The 19,827-nt window shown below is 43.6% G+C and carries 16 protein-coding genes and 1 pseudogene; 7 read left to right on the top strand and 10 right to left on the bottom strand.

Translation table 11 applies throughout. The annotated features are described in order from the left end of the window. Window positions 1–30 precede the first annotated feature (30 nt). Entirely contained in the window at window positions 31–351 is a 321-nt protein-coding gene (locus AAC155_RS04555) for a hypothetical protein (protein ID WP_228901250.1), read from the bottom strand. Window positions 352–999: 648 nt separating this feature from the next. Here AAC155_RS04555 and AAC155_RS04550 point away from each other — a divergent pair. Both AAC155_RS04550 and AAC155_RS04545 read left to right on the top strand, forming a co-directional pair. Next, window positions 1,000–4,206: an Eco57I restriction-modification methylase domain-containing protein gene (locus tag AAC155_RS04550; protein WP_113041200.1), complete on the top strand. Its 3,207-nt coding sequence runs from the start codon at window positions 1,000–1,002 to the stop codon at window positions 4,204–4,206. Window positions 4,207–4,231: 25 nt separating this feature from the next. After that, entirely contained in the window at window positions 4,232–5,521 is a 1,290-nt protein-coding gene (locus tag AAC155_RS04545; RefSeq protein ID WP_113041199.1) for an ISL3 family transposase, read from the top strand. Window positions 5,522–5,528: 7 nt separating this feature from the next. Here AAC155_RS04545 and glnG read toward each other — a convergent pair whose 3' ends face one another. From glnG to glnA, 3 genes are all read right to left on the bottom strand, one after another. Further along, entirely contained in the window at window positions 5,529–6,986 is a 1,458-nt protein-coding gene (glnG, locus tag AAC155_RS04540) for a nitrogen regulation protein NR(I) (protein ID WP_113041198.1), read from the bottom strand. A gap of 9 nt (window positions 6,987–6,995) precedes the next feature. Further along, window positions 6,996–8,045 (bottom strand): nitrogen regulation protein NR(II), encoded by a 1,050-nt coding sequence (gene glnL, locus AAC155_RS04535; RefSeq protein WP_113041197.1) that lies wholly within the window; start codon window positions 8,043–8,045, stop codon window positions 6,996–6,998. Between the two features lie 153 nt (window positions 8,046–8,198). Beyond that, window positions 8,199–9,608, bottom strand: coding sequence for a glutamate--ammonia ligase (glnA, locus tag AAC155_RS04530; protein WP_113041196.1), 1,410 nt, complete (start codon window positions 9,606–9,608; stop codon window positions 8,199–8,201). A 408-nt stretch (window positions 9,609–10,016) separates the two neighbouring features. Here glnA and typA point away from each other — a divergent pair, with 408 nt between their 5' ends. Continuing rightward, on the top strand, window positions 10,017–11,855 hold the full coding sequence (gene typA / locus AAC155_RS04525; protein WP_113041195.1) for a ribosome-dependent GTPase TypA: 1,839 nt from the start codon (window positions 10,017–10,019) through the stop codon (window positions 11,853–11,855). An 85-nt stretch (window positions 11,856–11,940) separates the two neighbouring features. Here the strand turns inward: typA and AAC155_RS04520 are convergent, their stop codons facing one another. From AAC155_RS04520 to AAC155_RS04510, 3 genes are all read right to left on the bottom strand, one after another. Beyond that, complete coding sequence (locus AAC155_RS04520; protein WP_113041194.1) at window positions 11,941–12,510, bottom strand: disulfide bond formation protein B; 570 nt, start codon at window positions 12,508–12,510, stop codon at window positions 11,941–11,943. A gap of 14 nt (window positions 12,511–12,524) precedes the next feature. Further along, entirely contained in the window at window positions 12,525–12,677 is a 153-nt protein-coding gene (locus tag AAC155_RS04515) for a DUF5993 family protein (protein ID WP_041380504.1), read from the bottom strand. A 703-nt stretch (window positions 12,678–13,380) separates the two neighbouring features. Next, entirely contained in the window at window positions 13,381–14,835 is a 1,455-nt protein-coding gene (locus AAC155_RS04510; protein WP_113041193.1) for a carbon starvation CstA family protein, read from the bottom strand. Window positions 14,836–14,991: 156 nt separating this feature from the next. Between AAC155_RS04510 and yihX the strand changes: the two genes are divergently transcribed. The 3 genes from yihX to fabY all read left to right on the top strand — a co-directional run bounded on the left by yihX (window position 14,992) and on the right by fabY (window position 17,090). After that, complete coding sequence (gene yihX / locus AAC155_RS04505; protein ID WP_113041192.1) at window positions 14,992–15,618, top strand: glucose-1-phosphatase; 627 nt, start codon at window positions 14,992–14,994, stop codon at window positions 15,616–15,618. Between the two features lie 44 nt (window positions 15,619–15,662). Then, the gene (gene dtd, locus AAC155_RS04500) at window positions 15,663–16,100 is read left to right on the top strand and encodes a D-aminoacyl-tRNA deacylase (RefSeq protein WP_112878920.1); all 438 of its coding nucleotides are present in this window, start codon (window positions 15,663–15,665) and stop codon (window positions 16,098–16,100) included. Window positions 16,101–16,172: 72 nt separating this feature from the next. Next, window positions 16,173–17,090 carry a fatty acid biosynthesis protein FabY gene (gene fabY / locus AAC155_RS04495; RefSeq protein ID WP_112878919.1) on the top strand — a complete coding sequence of 306 codons (918 nt, stop codon included), beginning with the start codon at window positions 16,173–16,175 and terminating at the stop codon, window positions 17,088–17,090. 48 nt (window positions 17,091–17,138) lie between these two features. On the opposite strand, the pseudogene AAC155_RS04490 reads toward fabY, so the two are convergent. From AAC155_RS04490 to AAC155_RS04480, 3 genes and pseudogenes are all read right to left on the bottom strand, one after another. Next, window positions 17,139–17,324: pseudogene (locus AAC155_RS04490) on the bottom strand (NUDIX hydrolase); the annotation flags it as partial. Between the two features lie 21 nt (window positions 17,325–17,345). Continuing rightward, a complete protein-coding gene (locus AAC155_RS04485; RefSeq protein WP_158536490.1) occupies window positions 17,346–17,510 on the bottom strand; it encodes a hypothetical protein in 165 nt (54 codons plus the stop codon). A gap of 22 nt (window positions 17,511–17,532) precedes the next feature. After that, window positions 17,533–19,242, bottom strand: coding sequence for an AsmA family protein (locus tag AAC155_RS04480; RefSeq protein ID WP_229015689.1), 1,710 nt, complete (start codon window positions 19,240–19,242; stop codon window positions 17,533–17,535). 401 nt (window positions 19,243–19,643) lie between these two features. On the opposite strand from AAC155_RS04480, the gene AAC155_RS04475 reads away from it, so the two are divergent. Next, on the top strand, window positions 19,644–19,787 hold the full coding sequence (locus AAC155_RS04475) for a hypothetical protein (RefSeq protein ID WP_158536489.1): 144 nt from the start codon (window positions 19,644–19,646) through the stop codon (window positions 19,785–19,787). Window positions 19,788–19,827: the final 40 nt, after the last annotated feature.

Raw genomic sequence — 19,827 nt, 5'->3', positions numbered from 1 at the left:
CTGTTGAGAAAGAGAATTACGGCTGTAGTACTAGTCTGATGTATTATATTTCAGGCTTTTGGTGAGTACGCAATAAGCTAAAACAACAATAACCGGCCAAATAAGTATAAGGACCGAAACCCATAATGACCAATGCCATACATTTACCACCAAAACTAAGCTACATATAAAAATAGCAATAATAAGAGGCAAAAACTTAACAAGTAGACAAAAAACGTAAAGAGAAGCTATAGCAGCGGCCACTTTGGCTGGAATCTCCCACAATCCAAAGTAATCACGGAAAATATAAAAATTGATCGACAATACTTGCATCATACCAACGAAAAGAGAATAAAACAAAATAATCGCCATAATAATCCGGCACCACTTCATCATCTTAAACCAACCTTTTAATTACTAGTTTGAATTTAAATCACAACGAAGGCTGTGATTTTTTTAATTAGGTTATTGCTCACTTGGTGAGACAATATGTTGTTACATCGCCGAACTTTACAGACTCAATTCAGCGATCTTCTGTGAGTATTTTTACTGTGCGTTACAGGCACTCAAGATACCTCTGTATTCGATCAGAGTTAAATAGCAACATACTCCTGCGTTGGTTGTGTGCCCCACATTCTCAAAAGGTATATATCAGGATTTCTGAGGTTATTGGTTTCTCCTTATCAGGAAAAGTTGTTCTTTCAGATATGCTCTGTTCACTTGGACAAAATTGTCGTTTTCAACCGGAGGGTGATAGATGCTGCTCAATCTTGCCTTTTGTCGATTCTATTATCTCGATTGATCGTAAATTAATCACGTTTGATACTGGTTTTATCAGATAAAATACAGCCAGTCAATCAGTTATGACGATCCCTAACTTGCCGAATTGTTGACACGGCATTCTGTATTGGTCAGCCTTATCTGGTTAAATTTTTTAAAATCGGATTATACGGTTGATGCTATTATTGTTCAGGTTCATAATTGGGAAAATTTTTACACCGGTTTATAAGGTGGTACGTAATGGGCCAAGAGGCATACGAAGCTATTCAGGAAAAGCGCCTAAAGCCTTGGAAAGGTGAAGAGGAAGTTCGATACATTTGGATGAAGGCGATAGAAGATGCTACTGGATTTCATTTGAATGCTGAGCGCGGGCGTAAAGACTCAAGCCATAATCACGTAATCATTGAATTCAAAGCGCCAGGTTTGTTTCGTGGCAAGAAGGACAGCCCTGGCTTCAAAAGTGCCACAGAAGAACGACTTTTGCCATATATACAGTGTGAGTCAGCGAAAACAGGAATTCCTGAATCTGATTTCATTGGAATAGCTATTGACGGTGAACACATTTGTTTTGCTCAGGTCCATGGTGATCAGATTCATACTCAACACTTAATTCCCTTTTCAACCTATGCGGTCGATTTGGTGATTGACGCTTTTGTCTCCGATACGCGAAAAGCCTTAACAACTGAGAACCTATTGGCTGATTTTGGACATGGGTCAGCAGATGCTCGTGAATTTATGCAGGCTATGTCTGATGGCCTGCTTTACTACTTAAAACAGCAAGGCAACAACAAAATTAAAATGCTTTTTGAGGAGTGGAGAACTTTGTACGGCCAAGTTGCTGATATGTCAATTTCACAAACAGAGGCTATTAACAAAGAGATTGCATTTATTTGGAATGGTTTTCGGGAAGATTCTACATCGGCACGGCTATTTGTCATTCATACTTACAATTCGATACTCATTAAACTGTTAGCTGCCGAGATTGTATCAGCACATGGATTAACATCGTCGACTCAACCTGCTCAGAGTATGTCGGCTCAAAAAGATGATGACGAGTTGGTGAATTATTTGGACTACTCTGTCGAGAAATCGGCCATTTTCAGGGAAGCAGGCATTAACGGTTTTGTCGAAGAGGCTATTTTTAGCTGGTATATTGGCCTTGCTAGAGACAAGGTTGTTCCGGCGTTACTACCTTCCTTGAGGCGGTTGCTCTCGGTTTTATCGTTATATCGGCTTGATCACTTATCTAGGACAAGGGATGTTTTGCGAGATCTATACCAAGGTCTTGTTCCTGGCAAACTCCGGCAGAGCCTTGGTGAATTTTACACCCCAGACTGGTTGGTTGATTTTACGCTTCAGAGAGCTGCTAACAACACATTATTAGAGAAGCGTGTGTTAGATCCTACCTGTGGATCCGGGGCATTCTTACTGGCGGTGATTCGCAAAAAACGTGAGCTGGCGGCAATACAGGGGTGGAGTGTGTCTAAAGTTATCAAAAACCTATGTGATAGTGTATGGGGTTTTGATTTGAACCCGCTTGCTGTTCAGACTGCTCGTGTAAATTTCCTGATGGAAATTGCAGACCTTCTCGCTGCATGTCCAGGAATGGATATTGAGGTTCCTGTACTAATGGCTGATGCCATTTATTCACCTGCGGAGATCCCCTCTGGAAAAAATAGAATTGTTGAATACAACATTGGAAGTCAGGTAGCCAAACTGAATATTCACTTGCCTGTTGAGTTAGCTTTAAACAGGGAGCGCCTCGATTTTGTTTTTGAACGAATGGGCAAAGATGTTGAGCAGGGATTAGAGTTCGACAAATCCAGCCAAAAACTGACAGCAGCAAGTATAGTCACCCAAGAAGAGCTATCGAACTGGGACAAACCACTCCGACATACCTATGATCAAGTGTTAAATCTACACAGAAAACAATGGAACGGTATTTGGTTTCGGATTGTCAGGAACTTCTTCTGGTCAGCGGCAGCAGGTAAATTTGATTTAGTTATTGGCAATCCTCCTTGGGTTAGATGGTCAAAGCTACCTGACCTTTATCGTGAACGTGTTAAACCAACGTGTGAAGACTATGGTATTTTTTCTAAGACCAAACGCCATGGTGGGAATGAACTTGATATATCTGCCATGATAACCTATACGGTCTCCGATAAATGGCTGGATATAGGTGGCAAACTAGCGTTTGTCATCACTGGCACACTTTTTAAGAACCCATCATCAGCAGGTTTTAGAACATTTAAACTAGATTCACAGCGAGAGGATTCACTTTATCTTCAACCATTGTCTGTTGATGACATGAAGGAATTAAAACCATTTGAAGATGCAAGCAACCACACGTCTGTTGCGCTGTTTCGAAAATCCATCGTCACCGCACAATACCCCGTAGCTTACAGGGTATGGTCAGCTAATCCTGGTCACAGGAAAGCTATTAGGCCCTGCACACCTCTTAATAACGTGCTGAAAGCTATTTCTCATACGACAAAAGAAGCGTTTCCGGTTGGTGATGAAGGTTCTCCGTGGGCGATACTCGCTCCTGGGCGCTTCAATGCGATTAAATATCTATCATTACAGTGTGAATGGACTAAAGGGCGGAAGGGGATTACCACGGATCTTAACGGAGTTTATTTTGTTCCAATCTTGCAAAACAATGGCACTCTCGTTCAGATTCAAAGCCGCCCTGAAGCTGGACGGAAAGACATTGGGCCACAGAAAACTCAATGGGTAGAGCCCGATATGCTTTACCCTTTAATTAAGGGAGCGAGTGATTTCGATGAGTGCTACTTGAAACTTGATGCTCCAGATTATGATGATGTTGAACAAAGGCTGTTTACATTCGTACCAAACACAGGTATTTCAAATGCTGAGTACGAGAGTGCGGATGCACAGTTGCATTCCCCGAAGATGAAAAAAACCTTAGCATGGTTTAAGGGATTCGAGAGACTGTTGCTGGAACGTTCTACCTATCGTCGCCAAATGAAAGGTGCTCCTTACCATGCTGTTTATAATGTTGGTGATTACACCTTCAAACCATGGAAAGTGATATGGCCGGAAATGTCCTCATCGTTTTATGCAGCGGTTGCAAGCTTTCAGAATGTACCTGTTGTTGGCGAACGTGTTTATATTCCAGATCACAAAGTATACTTTGCATCCTTTGATAACAAAGAAACAGCGTATTATTTGTGCGGATTACTGAATTCATTAACTGTTCAAGAATGGATTAACAGTCACAATGTATCCATTCAAGTTGCGGATGTGTTCAAACATCTATCATTACCTAATTTTGATATTACCAACACGATGCACACTAACCTTGCAGAGCTTGTTGAGGAGGCTCACCAGTGTCACGACAAAACAGAACGCCAGAAAATTATCAAGCGAATAAAATCGGTCGCGGAGAATGTTTTGATCGCTTGGAGTGTAACGCTCGTAGAATAACTGACAAAGAATAAGTTGGCTATTTATGGCAAACATCATTAACTGGCCTGATTATGTCGTCCTGTCTGTCTCCGAACTGGAGCATGATTACCAGGTACATGTAGGAACTGCCAGCCCACCTACTCACTGCATCCACTGCAAACATTCTCGAATCGTTGGCTTTGGCCGTCGTGATGAGGTGATCATGGATACTCCTGTCAATGGCAAGCGGACAGGGATTATACTGAATCGCCGCCGCTACCGCTGTCAAGTATGTTGTAAGACGTTTATGGAACCAGTACCGCACAAGGATGGTAAGCGGCAAATGACTCACCGCTTGATCCAATACATCGAGCGCGAGAGTCTACGGCGCACCTTCTCCAGCGTAGCAGAGGACGTAGGCGTGGATGAAAAGACTGTTCGTAATATATTTCACGACTCCTGTGAGCGACTGGAAAAGACCCTCAATTTTGAAATGCCTAAATGGCTGGGTATTGACGAAATCCATATCATAAAACCCCGGTGCGTTATCGCCAATATCGAGCTGCAAACCATTGTTGATATGCTCGATAACAATAACAAAGCCTCTGTTATGCGCTACCTAACTAAACGAAAAGATCGCTATCAGGTGCGCTATGTAGCTATGAATATGTGGCGACCATACAGAGATGCAGTGGCTACTATGATCCCTGACGCTACGGTTATCATCGATAAGTTTCATGTTGTCCGTATGGCGAATGAGTCACTAGAAAGAGTGCTAAAGGTCATCAGAGGCGGCTTGAACGTTCAGCAGCGTCGAAGACTGATGAAAGATCACTTTGTGTTGCTGAAACGTCGCCACGAGCAGACAGATGCCGAATATATGCGATTATCTGACTGGATACTCAACTATCCTGAGCTGGGTTATGCTTACGAGCTGAAAGAGTCATTTTTCGACATCTGGAACTTCAAAAATAGGTACGAGGCACAGCAAGCTTACTATGTTTGGCTTAGACAGATAACACCTGAAATGAAGGTGCATTTTGACCCACTCGTTAAAGCTATAGATAACTGGCACGATGATGTTTTTGCTTACTTCGACCACCCGATCTCCAATGCTTATATAGAGAGTCTGAACAACCTGATTAGCGTGGTGAATCTTGTTGGTCGTGGTTACAGTTTTGAAGCATTGCGAGCTGATATACTGTTTACTAAGGGCTTTCAGAAGAGAAAGAATCTCCACTATCAACGTCAACGGATTCCTGAGCAGGTATGCGGACCAGAGTCGGAAACGTTAATGAATTACGGTGTAGATATATCAGCACTGGTAAGAGAGATAGAAACGGGGCGATTATAGCCTTGTTTCAACACTCCAACCCAAGTTCTTTTAACTTCCGTGTAATAGTATTGCGTCCCCAACCCAGCAATCGGGCAGCATCTTGTTTATGGCCTTTGGTATGCTTAAGTGCACAATCAAGTAAGGTACGCTCCAATAATGGTAATGCTTCAGATAGCAGATCCTGCTGACCATTTTCCAAGGCATTTGTTGCCCACTGGGCAAGTAGCTGCGACCAGTTTTCCGGTATGGTATTGGTAGGTGTTCTATTTGCGGGTACGGTATTTACAGATGTTGTTGTGCCGATTTCGGTATGATGGGGTTCAAATAATTCAGACGGCAAATCTTGTACTAGTACCTCTTGGCTTGCCGCCATGACTGTCAGCCAACGGCAGATATTTTCCAACTGGCGAACATTGCCCGGCCAGGGTAAGCGCATTAAGGCCATTTCTGCGTCAGGATGGAGAATCTTTGTTTCTACGCCCAACTCTTTGGCGGTCTGTTGTAGGAAATGACGCGTCAGGCGAGGGATATCCTCCACTCTGTCACGTAACGGCGGTAATTGCATACGAATAACATTGAGGCGGTGATAGAGATCTTCACGGAATTTTCCTTGCTCTACCAAACGTTCTAGATCCTGATGGGTTGCCGCGATAATTCTCACATCCACTTTTACGGGAGCATAACCGCCAACTCGGTAGAACTGACCTTCCGCCAATACCCGTAACAGACGGGTCTGAATGTCCAGAGGCATATCACCAATTTCATCAAGAAACAGTGAACCGCGATTAGCCTGTTCAAACCGCCCATGACGTACCTGATTAGCGCCGGTGAAAGCCCCTTTTTCATGACCAAACAACTCTGACTCAATTAAATCTTTAGGGATGGCTGCCATGTTAAGGGCAATAAATGGCTCATTGGCCCGTGGGCTGTGACGGTGCAGCGCATGGGCCACCAGCTCTTTTCCGGTACCGGATTCGCCATTAATCAGGACGCTGATAGAGGAACGGGAGAGGCGGCCGATAATGCGGTAAACGTCCTGCATGGCAGGCGCCTCTCCTATCATGTCAGAAACGGGTGTGACGACCTGCGGGTTTTTAGTTGGCTGATTCTGATCGCGGGAGTGGCTAAGTGCCCGTTCCAGCAAAGCAACGGCTTCATCAATATCAAAGGGTTTTGGTAAGTAGTCAAAAGCCCCTTGCTGATAAGCACTGACCGCAGCATCCAGATCAGAATGAGCGGTCATAATGATGACTGGCAGCAACGGGTTGCTCTGTTTGATATTATTCAGCAGGTTTAGCCCATTCATTCCCGGCATACGGATATCCGAAATCAGTACATCAGGCGTGTTTTGGGCTAGTGCGGTCAGGGCGCTATCAGCGTCTGCAAAACTGGTACATTCCATCCCCGCGTTACTTAACGCCCGCTCCAGTACCCAGCGGATTGAACTGTCATCATCGACGATCCAGATTTTTCCCTGTTGCATCGTTATCCTCTATTTCTTAATTGGTAAGTAGATAGAAAATGCTGTGTGTCCCGGCCAACTGGTGAATTCTATTTTGCCAGAGTGTTGGTCTATTAAATTGCGAGCAATGGATAGACCAAGACCTGTTCCACCTTCATGAGCACTGACCATTGGGTAAAACAAGGTGTCCTGAATTTGTGGTGGGATACCCGGCCCGTTATCTTCCACGTCAATTCTGGCAGCCAGACGATAGCGCTTGCCATGCAAGGTAATTTGAAAAGCAGTACGAGTGCGGAGAGTAATGGTTCCCCCCTGTTTTTCTAGCGCTTGTAAGGCATTACGGGTGATATTTAGCAATACCTGTTCAATTTGATCAGGATAGTGGGCCAATTCTGGCAAACTGGGATCATAATCTTTTACCAGTGTGACGTTATCCGGCATTTCCAGCGAGACTAACTGAGAGACCCGTTCAGCAACATAATGAATGCTTTGTTTAATTCGTTCACCCGGATGTTGTGGGCCAAGCAATCTGTCTACCAGATGGCGCAATCGGTCGGCTTGTTCAATAATCACCTGGGTGTATTCCTGCAAAGCAGGATCAGGCAGTGCTTTTGACAGTAATTGTGCGGCTCCTCTCAACCCACCAAGGGGGTTTTTGATTTCATGTGCCAGCCCCCGAACCAATTCCCGTGCGGCTATCTGCTGAGCTTGTTGTACCTGCTCTTGGCTTAACCGGCGTTGACTATCCATAGGCGCCAGTTCCAGCAAGATGAACTGCTCGGAAATGGGTTGGGCACTGAGCGACATAATGTGAAAGCGGTTCTCAACCACTAATGTTACTTCGTTATCAGTAAAACTCTGACCACTGACCAGACTAGAGCGCATCAATTCTGTATCCAGTGAAAAATAGCTGAACAGCACTGGAAGAGGTGTACCGAATAATTTACGGGCACTCTGAGCGAATAATTGTAGTGCTGCGTGGTTGGCATAGCGGATGACGAGATCAGTATCCAGTACCAGTACACTGTTAATGAGCGAATTTAATATTTGCCCGCTATCGGGCAGATTTTCCGTTTTCATCCACACTCCTGCACTTTTTTGGTGCACTGTATCATGTTCGAGCGTAAAACCCAGTCAAAGCCTGAAATGTAGATGGTAGGAAAAGGGCCCATCCAAAGATGGGCTAAAGGTTTCACGGCAACAAAAAATGATCAGCGGAAACGGCGCTGCTAATTACACACTGTAATAGAGTTCAAATTCCAGTGGATGTGGTGTCAGACGGACACGCTCTATTTCACTGTTTTTTAAGTCAATATAAGCATCAATGGCGTCATCGGTGAAAACACCGCCACGGGTCAAGAATTCGCGATCGGCATCCAGTGCTGCCAGTGCTTCATCCAGAGAAGAGGCGACAGTGGGGATCTCTTTGGCTTCTTCCGGTGGTAGGTCATACAGGTTTTTATCCATCGCATCACCGGGATGGATTTTATTGATGATGCCGTCAAGGCCAGCCATCAATTGAGCGGCGAATGCCAGATAAGGGTTAGCCGCCGGATCAGGGAAACGTACTTCAATACGGCGAGCTTTGGTGCTGGCAACAACGGGAATACGGATAGATGCCGAACGGTTACGGGCAGAGTAGGCCAGCATCACCGGTGCTTCATAGCCCGGAACCAAACGTTTATAAGAGTTGGTTGTCGGGTTGGTAAACGCGTTCAGCGCACGAGCATGTTTGATAATACCGCCAATGTAGAATAGCGCCAGTTCAGATAGACCGCCGTATTTGTCACCGGCAAACAAGTTAGTACCGTTTTTAGACAGAGACATATGGCAGTGCATACCGGAACCATTATCACCAACCAGTGGTTTTGGCATAAAGGTTGCGGTTTTGCCAAAATTGTGCGCGACATTATGTACGACGTATTTGTAAATCTGGGTTTCGTCCGCTTTTTTGGTCATGGTGTTAAAGCGGGTAGCGATTTCATTTTGGCCTGCTGTTCCTACTTCATGATGGTGAGCCTCTACAACCAACCCCATCTCTTCCATCGTCAGGCACATCGCTGAACGTAAATCCTGCGAAGAATCAACAGGAGGCAGCGGAGCATAACCGCCTTTTACCGCAGGCCGATGGCCTTTGTTACCGCCTTCGTATTGCGTCCCGGAATTCCATGCAGCTTCGATATCATCGATGTAATAGTAAGAATGAGACATGGCATTGCCGAAGCGCACATCATCAAACAGGAAAAACTCAGGTTCTGGTCCACACAGGACAGTATCGGCAATTCCGCTTGAACGCAGGAAGTTTTCAGCACGTTTGGAGATGGAACGGGGATCACGATCATAACCTTGCATGGTGCCCGGTTCCAGAATGTCACAACGTAGGATCAATGTGGCATCGTCAAAGAAGGGATCAAGCATGGCTGTACTTGAGTCTGGCATCAGTACCATGTCAGATTCGTTAATCCCTTTCCAACCGCTGATTGAAGATCCGTCAAACATTTTGCCATCTTCAAAGAAGTCTGCATTAACCTGATGAGCAGGAATGGTCATATGTTGTTCTTTGCCTTTGGTATCAGTGAAACGCAAATCAATAAACTTCACCTGATGCTCTTCAATCATGGTTAAAACATGTTCAACGGACATACTTGGTTTCTCCTGGTTTGTGTCGGTCTTGATAAAATGGTCGTGGTTAAGACTAAAGAAAACACAGTCACATCGTTTTACTTTACACGTTTGCAAACTTATAGTTGTGAAAATCAATTCAATCACGAAAGCATTTGCGAAAAGCGTGCCAACTTTTTAACGCCTTGCCATATACTGTGTTGTGAGTATACCCGTGATGGGATAGCTTGATATTTGGGAATGTTGCACTAAATTGGTGCAATTATGTTACTGCGAAGCACAATATTAGTGCATTTGTGCCGAAAGTGCGTCTGTTTATGGGCGTGAAAGGGATCACAATTTCATTGTTATCAAGTTGTTAAGCATAGATTATTGTGATCCTGTTTAGTCCTTCGACCAATGTGTGTACAATAGCGCGCCATTTATAAAATGCCTGAGGCAAAGTTTGTGATCGAAAAATTGCGTAATATCGCCATCATCGCGCACGTTGACCACGGTAAAACTACCCTGGTTGACAAGCTGCTGCAACAATCCGGTACTTTCGGTGACCGTGCGACAGCGACAGAACGTGTGATGGACTCCAATGATTTGGAGAAAGAGCGGGGAATTACTATTCTCGCAAAAAATACCGCCATTAAATGGAATGACTACCGTATTAATATCGTAGACACTCCGGGACATGCCGATTTCGGCGGTGAAGTAGAACGTGTTATGTCCATGGTTGACAGTGTACTATTGCTGGTCGATGCTATGGACGGGCCAATGCCTCAGACCCGTTTTGTGACACAGAAAGCGTTCGCTCATGGTTTGAAACCGATTGTGGTCATTAACAAAGTTGACCGTCCTGGTGCACGCCCTGATTGGGTTGTGGATCAGGTGTTTGACCTGTTTGTCAATCTGGGTGCGACTGATGAGCAACTGGACTTCCCCATTATCTATGCATCGGCATTGATGGGAATTGCCGGTACCGATCATGATGATATGGCGGAAGATATGACGCCGTTGTATCAGGCGATTGTCGATCATGTAGAGCCACCGAAAGTTGACCTTAATGGTTCATTCCAGATGCAGATTTCTCAGCTGGACTATAACAATTATGTTGGTGTTATCGGGATTGGCCGTATTAAGCGCGGTACTGTTAAGCCAAACCAGAACGTCACAATTATTGATAGTGAAGGTAAAACCCGGAACGGCAAAATCGGTAAGGTACTGGGCCATCTAGGGTTGGAGCGTATTGAGAGTGAGCAAGCGGAAGCGGGCGACATCGTTGCGATTACCGGCTTGGGTGAGCTGAATATTTCCGATACGCTGTGTGATACTAATGCTGTTGAAGCGCTGCCACCGTTGGCTGTTGATGAGCCGACGGTAAGCATGTATTTCTGTGTTAACACCTCCCCTTTCTGTGGACGTGAAGGTAAATATGTCACCTCACGTCAAATCCTTGAGCGTCTAAAGAAAGAGCTGGTTCACAATGTCGCCCTGCGTGTCGAAGAAACCGAAGATCCGGATGCGTTCCGTGTTTCTGGCCGTGGTGAATTGCACTTATCTGTTCTGATTGAGAACATGCGCCGTGAAGGTTTTGAACTGGCGGTATCCCGTCCGAAAGTTATCTTCCGTGAGATCGATGGTCGTAAGCAAGAACCCTTCGAGCAAGTAACGCTGGATATTGAAGAGCAGCATCAGGGAGATGTGATGCAGGCTTTGGGTGAGCGTAAAGCAGATCTGCGCGATATGTTACCAGACGGTAAAGGTCGTGTGCGCCTTGATTATATTATTCCAAGCCGTGGTCTGATTGGCTTTCGTACTGAGTTCATGACGATGACCTCCGGTACCGGTCTGCTGTATGCAACATTCAGCCACTATGATGATATTCGTCCGGGTGAAATCGGTCGCCGTCAGAACGGTGTGATGATTTCCAATGGTCAGGGTAAAGCGGTTGCTTATGCACTTTACAGCTTACAGGATCGCGGTAAGTTGTTCCTTGGTCATGGTGCAGAAGTGTATGAAGGCCAGGTGATCGGTATTCATTCTCGTTCTAATGACCTGACAGTTAACTGTCTGACAGGTAAGAAACTGACTAACGTCCGTGCATCTGGTACTGACGAAGCGACAACCCTGTCTCCACATATTAAGAAAACCCTGGAGCAGGCTTTGGAGTTTATTGATGATGACGAGCTGGTGGAAGTGACCCCGGTATCTATTCGTCTGCGTAAACGCCATTTGACGGAAAACGAACGCCGTCGTGCGTATCGCAGTAAAGAAGCATAATCTTTCCTGCAATACCAATGCTTAGGGCGCCAATGGCGCCCTGAGTTTTCTGGGACTTGTCTGTTCAAATTGAACAAATCGAAGATTATTTACCGAGCAATTGATAGAACGTTGGGTTGTCATCACACTGCCCACCGCCACACTCCAAAATAGTGGAGATTAAATTTGCGGTAATTAATATGACAAATAATCCGATAATAATCTGACCGATGGCAGACGTCTTTTGCTTTTCTTCGGTTGTTTTTTCCAGGCTTTTCAATATCAGCATGACTGATATGCCGATAATCGCGATAACTGAGCAGATAAGGGCCCAAGTATAGAAATGTATACCAAAAAGCGCGGAACCATAACCGAGATCACCGGGTGTGATATGTAAAAATACTTGTCGGATCGCAACAATGCCAGTCACGACACAGCCGATAAGTGATAAGCCATAGTGCGCACTTTTGATACCAAAACGCAGATTAAACAGGAAACCAAACCCTATCATGATCATGCCTGCTCGCTGTAGCAGACATAACGGACAAGGGAGTTCGGAAAGGACCAATTGATAATAGAAAGCAAGGGTTAGAACAGCACTGATAGCAAATAACCCAATGAGGTTAAATATCATGCCGAAGCTGATCTGTTGTTTTGTTGCTAATACCTGATTCATCAGATTGTCTCCCGTTAAAAAGATAGATTTAACGAATCAGTTGCATGATGGATAAACCAAGCTACAGTCGTCACTGAAAGAAGACCCCATAGGGTATAACTCGTTTTATACTTTCCATATAGGGTGGTGATAACCGCAAATAATGCGAGTAAAAAAGGCAAAAACATATACATGGTTGATTCTCCAGTTTTCTAAAAACATTTAAGACCTTTCCCAGTAGTAGATTGCTTTCTTTAGGGTAGGGAATTTATCGAACTCAGTTTAGGATCGTTTACTTCGATACAAGCGATCAATTATTCAAAGATAGGTTGTCCATTAAAAGAAAAGCTTTGGTGCCATTAATGGGCGTTGCTCTCTTTGGTATCGCATTTAAAAACGTACAAACCTACATTTATTAAAGCAAAGTTTTAGTATTCGAGTGGTGTATGATTTAACACACTATACGTAGTGTGCTGCTAATAACAATTGTAGTCAATCTTGTTTATGTTTGCCACCATTCAGCAGGATTAGCGTGATTATCATTTGGCGAGAGTTTCAATGAGTTGTTTTTTTATTTAATAGTTAAGCAGGAAACGATTAAAAACGACAAATCGTATCTTTGCCTGGAAACTTCCCAATTTTCTACAATTAATCCTTTACCCAGATGAATTCCTTTTCATTGTTTTTCACGATAATGAGCCGTGAGCTTGGCATAACTTGCAATATGTAGACACTCATTGTTCTGGCTGTAACGCTTAAATTATCAATATCCATGTGATATCTCGCCTGATATTTTCAGGAGGAATAAGTGTTTCTTATCATGGGCAATAAAAACCCCTCAACTTTTTATCGTGAGGGGTTGTTGTGATATTTAATTTCTATCTTGGGTTTTTACTCATTTAATGCTTTGGCTTTTATATTATCGGAAGCTGATTGGGCGCGGACTTTTGCAAAGAAAGCAATTGTGACAACCGCCATTGCTGCCAGGCCGATAACAACAGAGATATTCCAGTTTAGCGCAAAACCTTCTGGTGCAAATGCCAGATAGGTAAAGCACACCGCGGTCATAAACATGGCTGGTAGGGTGGTAATCCAATGGAATTTATTACGGCGCAGCAGCCATGCGGAAGCAGCCCATAACATGACCATTGCTGTGGTTTGGTTCGCCCAACCGAAATAACGCCAGATGATATTGAAATCGGTTTTTGTAATCAGATAACCGACAATAAACATTGGCACACTTAATAACAGACGTTTGGTCATTTGTTGCTGAGGGATATTCAGGAATTCAGCAATAATAAGCCGGGCAGAACGGAATGCGGTATCGCCAGAAGTAATTGGCAAAATCACCACACCGAGGATTGCCAGAATACCGCCGACAGTACCTAACAGAGACGTGGACACTTCGTGAACAACCAGAGAGGCTGTACCTTGATCAATCACGGCCTGTAATGCGTTAGTATCTTCATAGAAGCTCAGGCCCAATGTACACCAGATTAGTGCGATAATACCTTCACCAATCATTGCACCGTAGAAAACGAAACGGCCATTTTTTTCATTCTGCATGCAACGTGCCATCAGTGGAGATTGAGTGGCGTGGAAACCAGAAATAGCGCCACAGGCAATCGTGACAAACAGCAATGGCCAGACCGGCAGATCTTTCGGATTAAAGTTAGTGGTAAAATCCAATCCTTGTGAATAGAAAGGCTTATCGCTCATCGCTAAACCGACCATCAGCGCAACAGACATAAACAGCAGCAATGCACCAAACAGTGGGTAAAGGCGACCGATGATTTTATCAATAGGCACCAGCGTTGCGAGAATATAGTAAGCAAAGATAACACCGACCCAGATAGCAATGTTATCCCAACCCATTGCCTCTTTCAGCAAGTTATTCAGTAAGCCGGCTGGACTCAAAACAAAGACGACTCCAACTAGCATCAGCAGAATAACCGCAAATATGTTCATGAAATGCTTCATCGCTTTGCCCAGTTCGTTACCAACGATAACGGGCACGGATGCACCGTGGGCACGCACACTGAGCATACCGGAGAAGTAATCGTGTACTGCACCGGCAAAGATACAGCCTAATACAATCCACAGCATGGCAAGCGGGCCATAGAGGGCACCAAGAATTGGGCCGAAAATAGGACCAACGCCGGCAATATTTAGTAACTGAATTAACCAAACTTTTGGGGTGGACATAGCAACGTAATCAACACCATCAGCCATAGAAAGAGCGGGGGTTTTTCTTTCTGGTCGAATAGTGAATATCTTTTCGACAATCTTGCCATATATGAAATATCCAGCCAGAAGAAGGCCGATACAGAGGAGGAACCACAACATAACTATAACACCTTACTCGACTTTTTTAATCTGGATGCTACTTTATCGTTTCGTAAGAAAAATACCGTGAAGTGATTCGCTTTTTACTTGTCCGTACTGTTTTCTCATTGAAAATACGATTAAAGTAAAAAGTTATTAATTAGCCAGGGGGTAATTATGTTATATATCTTCGATATGGGTAATGTGATTATTGAGATTGATTTTAAAAGAGTTTTAGCGGTATGGAGTAATTTGAGCGGGACACCTCTTGCGACTTTGACTAAAAGTTTCTCTATGGGAGAAACGTTTGAAAAACATGAGCGTGGTCAAATTACTGATCTGGAATTCGCTGATACTTTATGCCAGGAAATGAATATTTCACTCAGTTTTGAGCAGTTTGCTGCTGGATGGCATGCTATCTTTATTAATATTCGACCTGAAGTCATTCAGATAATGAAAAAATTGCGTGAGGCGGGACATCGGGTTGTCGTGTTATCCAACACGAACCGTTTGCACCTGGATTACTGGCCGCATAATTATCCTGAGATTGCGGCATCCGCTGATTACCTCTATTTATCGCAGGATTTGGCAATGCGTAAACCTGAACCTGATATTTTCAAATATGTGCTTGAAACAGAAGGTTTTTCACCGGATCAGGCGGTGTTTTTTGACGATGTGCTGGAAAATGTGGAAGCGGCCAGGGCGTTAGGGATCAATAGCATTCATGTTGTTGATAGGCAGACAGTGCCAGATTATTTCGAAGCAATCGGTTTTTCTGAACAAAATGAGGGATTGAACGGATAATAGAGGATAGTGTGCTGATGCTACTATTTGAGTAAAGGAAAAATATGATCGCGTTAATCCAGCGGGTAACACAGGCAAATGTTGTTGTTAAGAACGAAGTTGTTGGGGAAATTGGTCACGGCCTGCTGGTGTTGCTAGGTGTTGAGAAAGGAGATGATCAACAGAAGGCAAAACGGTTGTGTGAGAAGGTGATAGGGTATCGGATATTCAGTGATGAACAGGACAAAATGAACTTGAACGTCCAACAAATCGGAGGCAGTTTGCTAGTTGTCTCCCAGTTTACACTGGCTGCCGATACTCAAAAGGGCATGCGACCCAGTTTTTCCGGTGGTGCTGCCCCAGATAAGGCCGATGAACTATATCGCTATTTTGTTGAACTATGCCGCCAAAGTGGTGTAAAAACAGAAATCGGGCGGTTTGCGGCCGATATGAAAGTCAGCCTGACAAACGATGGGCCAGTCACTTTCTGGTTGCAGGTCTAGCAACCAAAAATAGCCAGTAGAACGCAACCATCCCCGATTAAACATCATGATCAAAAGAAAGGGGCAGTTTCTATGTATCATCTGCGAGTACCTGAAACAGAACAAGAACTGGAAGCATATTATCGATTTCGTTGGGAAATGTTGCGTAAGCCACTGCATCAACCTGTAGGCTCTGAGAAAGACGGTTACGACACGATGGCTCATCACCAGATGGTTGTGGATGAGAAAGGGAACCCGGTGGCGGTAGGGCGTTTATATATCAATGCGGATAGTGAAGGGGCAATCCGCTTTCTGGCAGTGCATCCCAACATGCAAGGTAGAGGGTTAGGAAAATTAATCGCAATGGCCTTGGAATCTGTTGCCCGCCAGGAGGGTGTTAAACGGGTAGTATGCAGTGCTCGTGAACATGCGGTGGAGTTTTTCAGTAAATTGGGGTTTGAAAACCGTGGGCTAATTGCTAGCCCACAAACGACACCCATTCGCCATTTTCTGATGATAAAGCCGGTTGCAACACTTGATGATATTCTTCACCGGCCAGATTGGTGCAACGAACTGCAACAGGCTTGGTACAAACATATTCCCCTCAGTGAAAAAATGGGGGTACGAATTTCTCAATATACCGGTCAGAGCTTTATTACCACCATGCCGGAAGCCGGGAATCAAAATCCTCACCAAACTATCTTTGCTGGCAGTCTGTTTTCTCTGGCAACCCTGACCGGTTGGGGATTGATTTGGCTGTTGTTGCAGGAACGTCAACTAGGTGGTGATATCATTCTGGCTGATGCCGATATCCGTTACAAAAAACCGGTTGTTGGCAGGCCAAAATCTGTTGCCGATCTTAAAAATATGAGCGGCGATTTGGCTCGTTTGGCACAAGGTAGTAAAGCGAGAGTGAAGTTGGATGTGATTGTTAGTGGTGATCAGGGAATCGGTGCGGTATTTACGGGTACCTATATGGTATTGCCAAATGCTTATACGGCTATCGCTTAGATTTCTCAGTGGCATTAAATATGCCACTGGGGGGGCACGAGATAGTGTTTGTAATAGATTTTCTCCTTTTTCTACACCGCCAGAAGGAATTTCCCAGAGATTTGGCGGGGATTCATCAGGAGCTCGTTGTAAGAACAGAATATGACTATTTTGGTCTCTGATGATGCCACCGACAACAATACGGTCATAATTTTGCAGTTTGTTTTCAATGGATTCAGGCAGTATACACGTCATTTTTTATACCTTGTTACAACTTCATTGGTAAAATTTAATTGCGTTTTTAATGTCACCGATATTAATGCGGTTTTTCGGCTGATACTGTTCGGAGATTTTATTAACGGATTGAAATAGCAAATAACTATTATACCCGTCATCTTTCAAGTTGTCTCTTTGTTGGCTGCACTCGCTCACCCCGGTCACATAGGTACCCGAATATTCGTTACTATAGCTTAACAACCGGACAAGTTTCACAGTTTGGTGTGGATATTTTCCCCTTATCAATGACTTGAGTTTCGCTACCTGATTGTTTATCCGTGGCAGTCAATGAACCATCGATAGAACTTTTAATATTATCAGCAGCAAGATCTCCCTGTATTAACAGCGTGAAATTGCCTTTACCCTGTAATTTCAACGGCACCCACCGCCATTGAGGCAAAATCGTTAAATCTGCATCTATTCCCCGGAAATCTAAAGTAAATGGCTTCTGTACCTGTTGATCTACTGTACCCTTCACTTTCAGTAATCCGTTATCAACAGAAGCATCTAATTGATCGAGGATCAGTGTATCTCCTTCTGTATGTAATTTAAGGTAAGGGCGACGTAATTCAACTTTGTTAAATGTTGCGCTAGTGGCACTTAGATTCGAAGAGCCATGCCAGATTCCCCATTTCCCTTCTTTCAGTAATTCCATGTCATAGATATAACCACTGAGGGCAGTAAGCTGGAATGGAAAATCGGGGTTAATATCAATCAGTAAGCTGTTGTTAATTGTCAGCTCGTTAATGGAAAATCGCGATATCCATTTAGGCAATGATTTTTTCAGCAACTGATGCCAGTTTTGTGGCAAGGTATAAGTTAAACCGGCAACCGTAGCATTGGTGATGTTGAATTGTTTTGTTTGGTGATTCCATTGCCCTTTGACGTGGAATAACCCCTTTTCCCAACGGGAAGTGAGATTGGAAATAGTGAGTTCATTGTCTGCAAGAAGAAGGTGACCAATAACATCGGTGAAATGAAGATCATTCAGTGTAATATCCATAACGTTGAAATCAATGATGCCCTCTTTTGCCTGCCAGCTCCCGTTAGTCAACCCGACATTTTTTACTGAGACATCCAGATAGTTAGCAGACCAGTTTTTACCTTCCAGTTTGGCATTAGTGAGACTCAGATCTTTGATACTGATTGCGGGTAATTTGTTCGTTTTTCGCAATAACTCCTCAAGTGTCATTGGCGTTTGCCAACGAATATTGCTGATAAGTAAATTATCCCACTGCCAGCTACCATCAGGCAGACGTTGCCCATTACCTGATACCGAACCCTGTGCCAATGTTGCACCAAATGAACGGAGAGTGAGGGTATTTTGCTGGTTATTTCCTCGTATAATGACTTTTTCGAGAGAAATATCATTGAAATTCAGTTTATCAGCGCTGAATTGAAATTCCCCATTCCCTGCCAACGTATTTGATTGTGGGTTCCAGGGAGTGATACCGCCAGTGATGTTTTGCCCTTGAATTTGCCAGCTTGCATTTTCTGACTGAATAGCCATCTGATTAAGTTGCAGAATGTTGGCGCTAAAAGGTAAGGATTGCTGCTGGCCTTTGATTGTTAATTGGCCCTGTTGCAATAACAGACGATGAAAATGGCGCGGGGAAGTAAGTTGCTGCCAGTTGAAATCGAATGCGACAACTTGAGCCGCTAAAATGAAAGTCTGTTGCTGATTGCTAATGACAATATTGGAAAATGTCAGGGTGCCCGGTTGTGACCAGTTATGTTCGATATTACCTATTTGAACCTGATAACGGCTGTGATGACTCAGCCATTGACTAAGCTGATGTGTTCCCCAGTTTGTCTGCATCACGACATAAACCGTGATTACTGCCAGTATTACCAGTAATAACAGGGTAACCAGCGATTTTCCTAACCATTTCATCATCAGACTCCAATCGGCTTATAGCTTCCTTTGTATAATTTAACAATAAAAATATCAACAAGTCACTATATTAGTTGTTATTTCTAATAATTTCAGGGTATGAAATGAAAAAGTAATGAATTATTCGTTATCGTTTTATTCTATTAAAATAAACTTCGGAGATTAATCTTTAATTAATTGTATTTTTGTTTTTCGTGCTAAGTTTTATTAATTATTTGGAATATTTTTATGAATTTGTTAATAATTATATTGTGTGATTAATATAATTATTAAATCTATATTTTATTGCATGACAATATAGCCAATGACATCCGAATGAATTAATGTATTAATGGATGGCTATAAATGGAATAATGATATTTTTTCGTCATTCCTTTCTATTCCTTTCTCAATTTGATTGATGCTTGAAATATACCTTATGGATTTCAAGATGCATCGCGACGGCAAGGGCGCGAATCCCCGGGAGCATAGGTAACTATGTGACCGGGGTGAGCGAGTGCAGCCAACAAAGAGGCAACTTGAAAGATAACGGGTATAACACTGCATAGTTTATTTTCACCCATCTTCTGGTAAATAAATAATGTAAGG

Source organism: Photorhabdus sp. HUG-39 (genome assembly GCF_963878365.1).
Lineage (GTDB): Bacteria > Pseudomonadota > Gammaproteobacteria > Enterobacterales > Enterobacteriaceae > Photorhabdus > Photorhabdus kayaii.
This window is presented reverse-complemented; position numbering and strand designations above follow the sequence as displayed.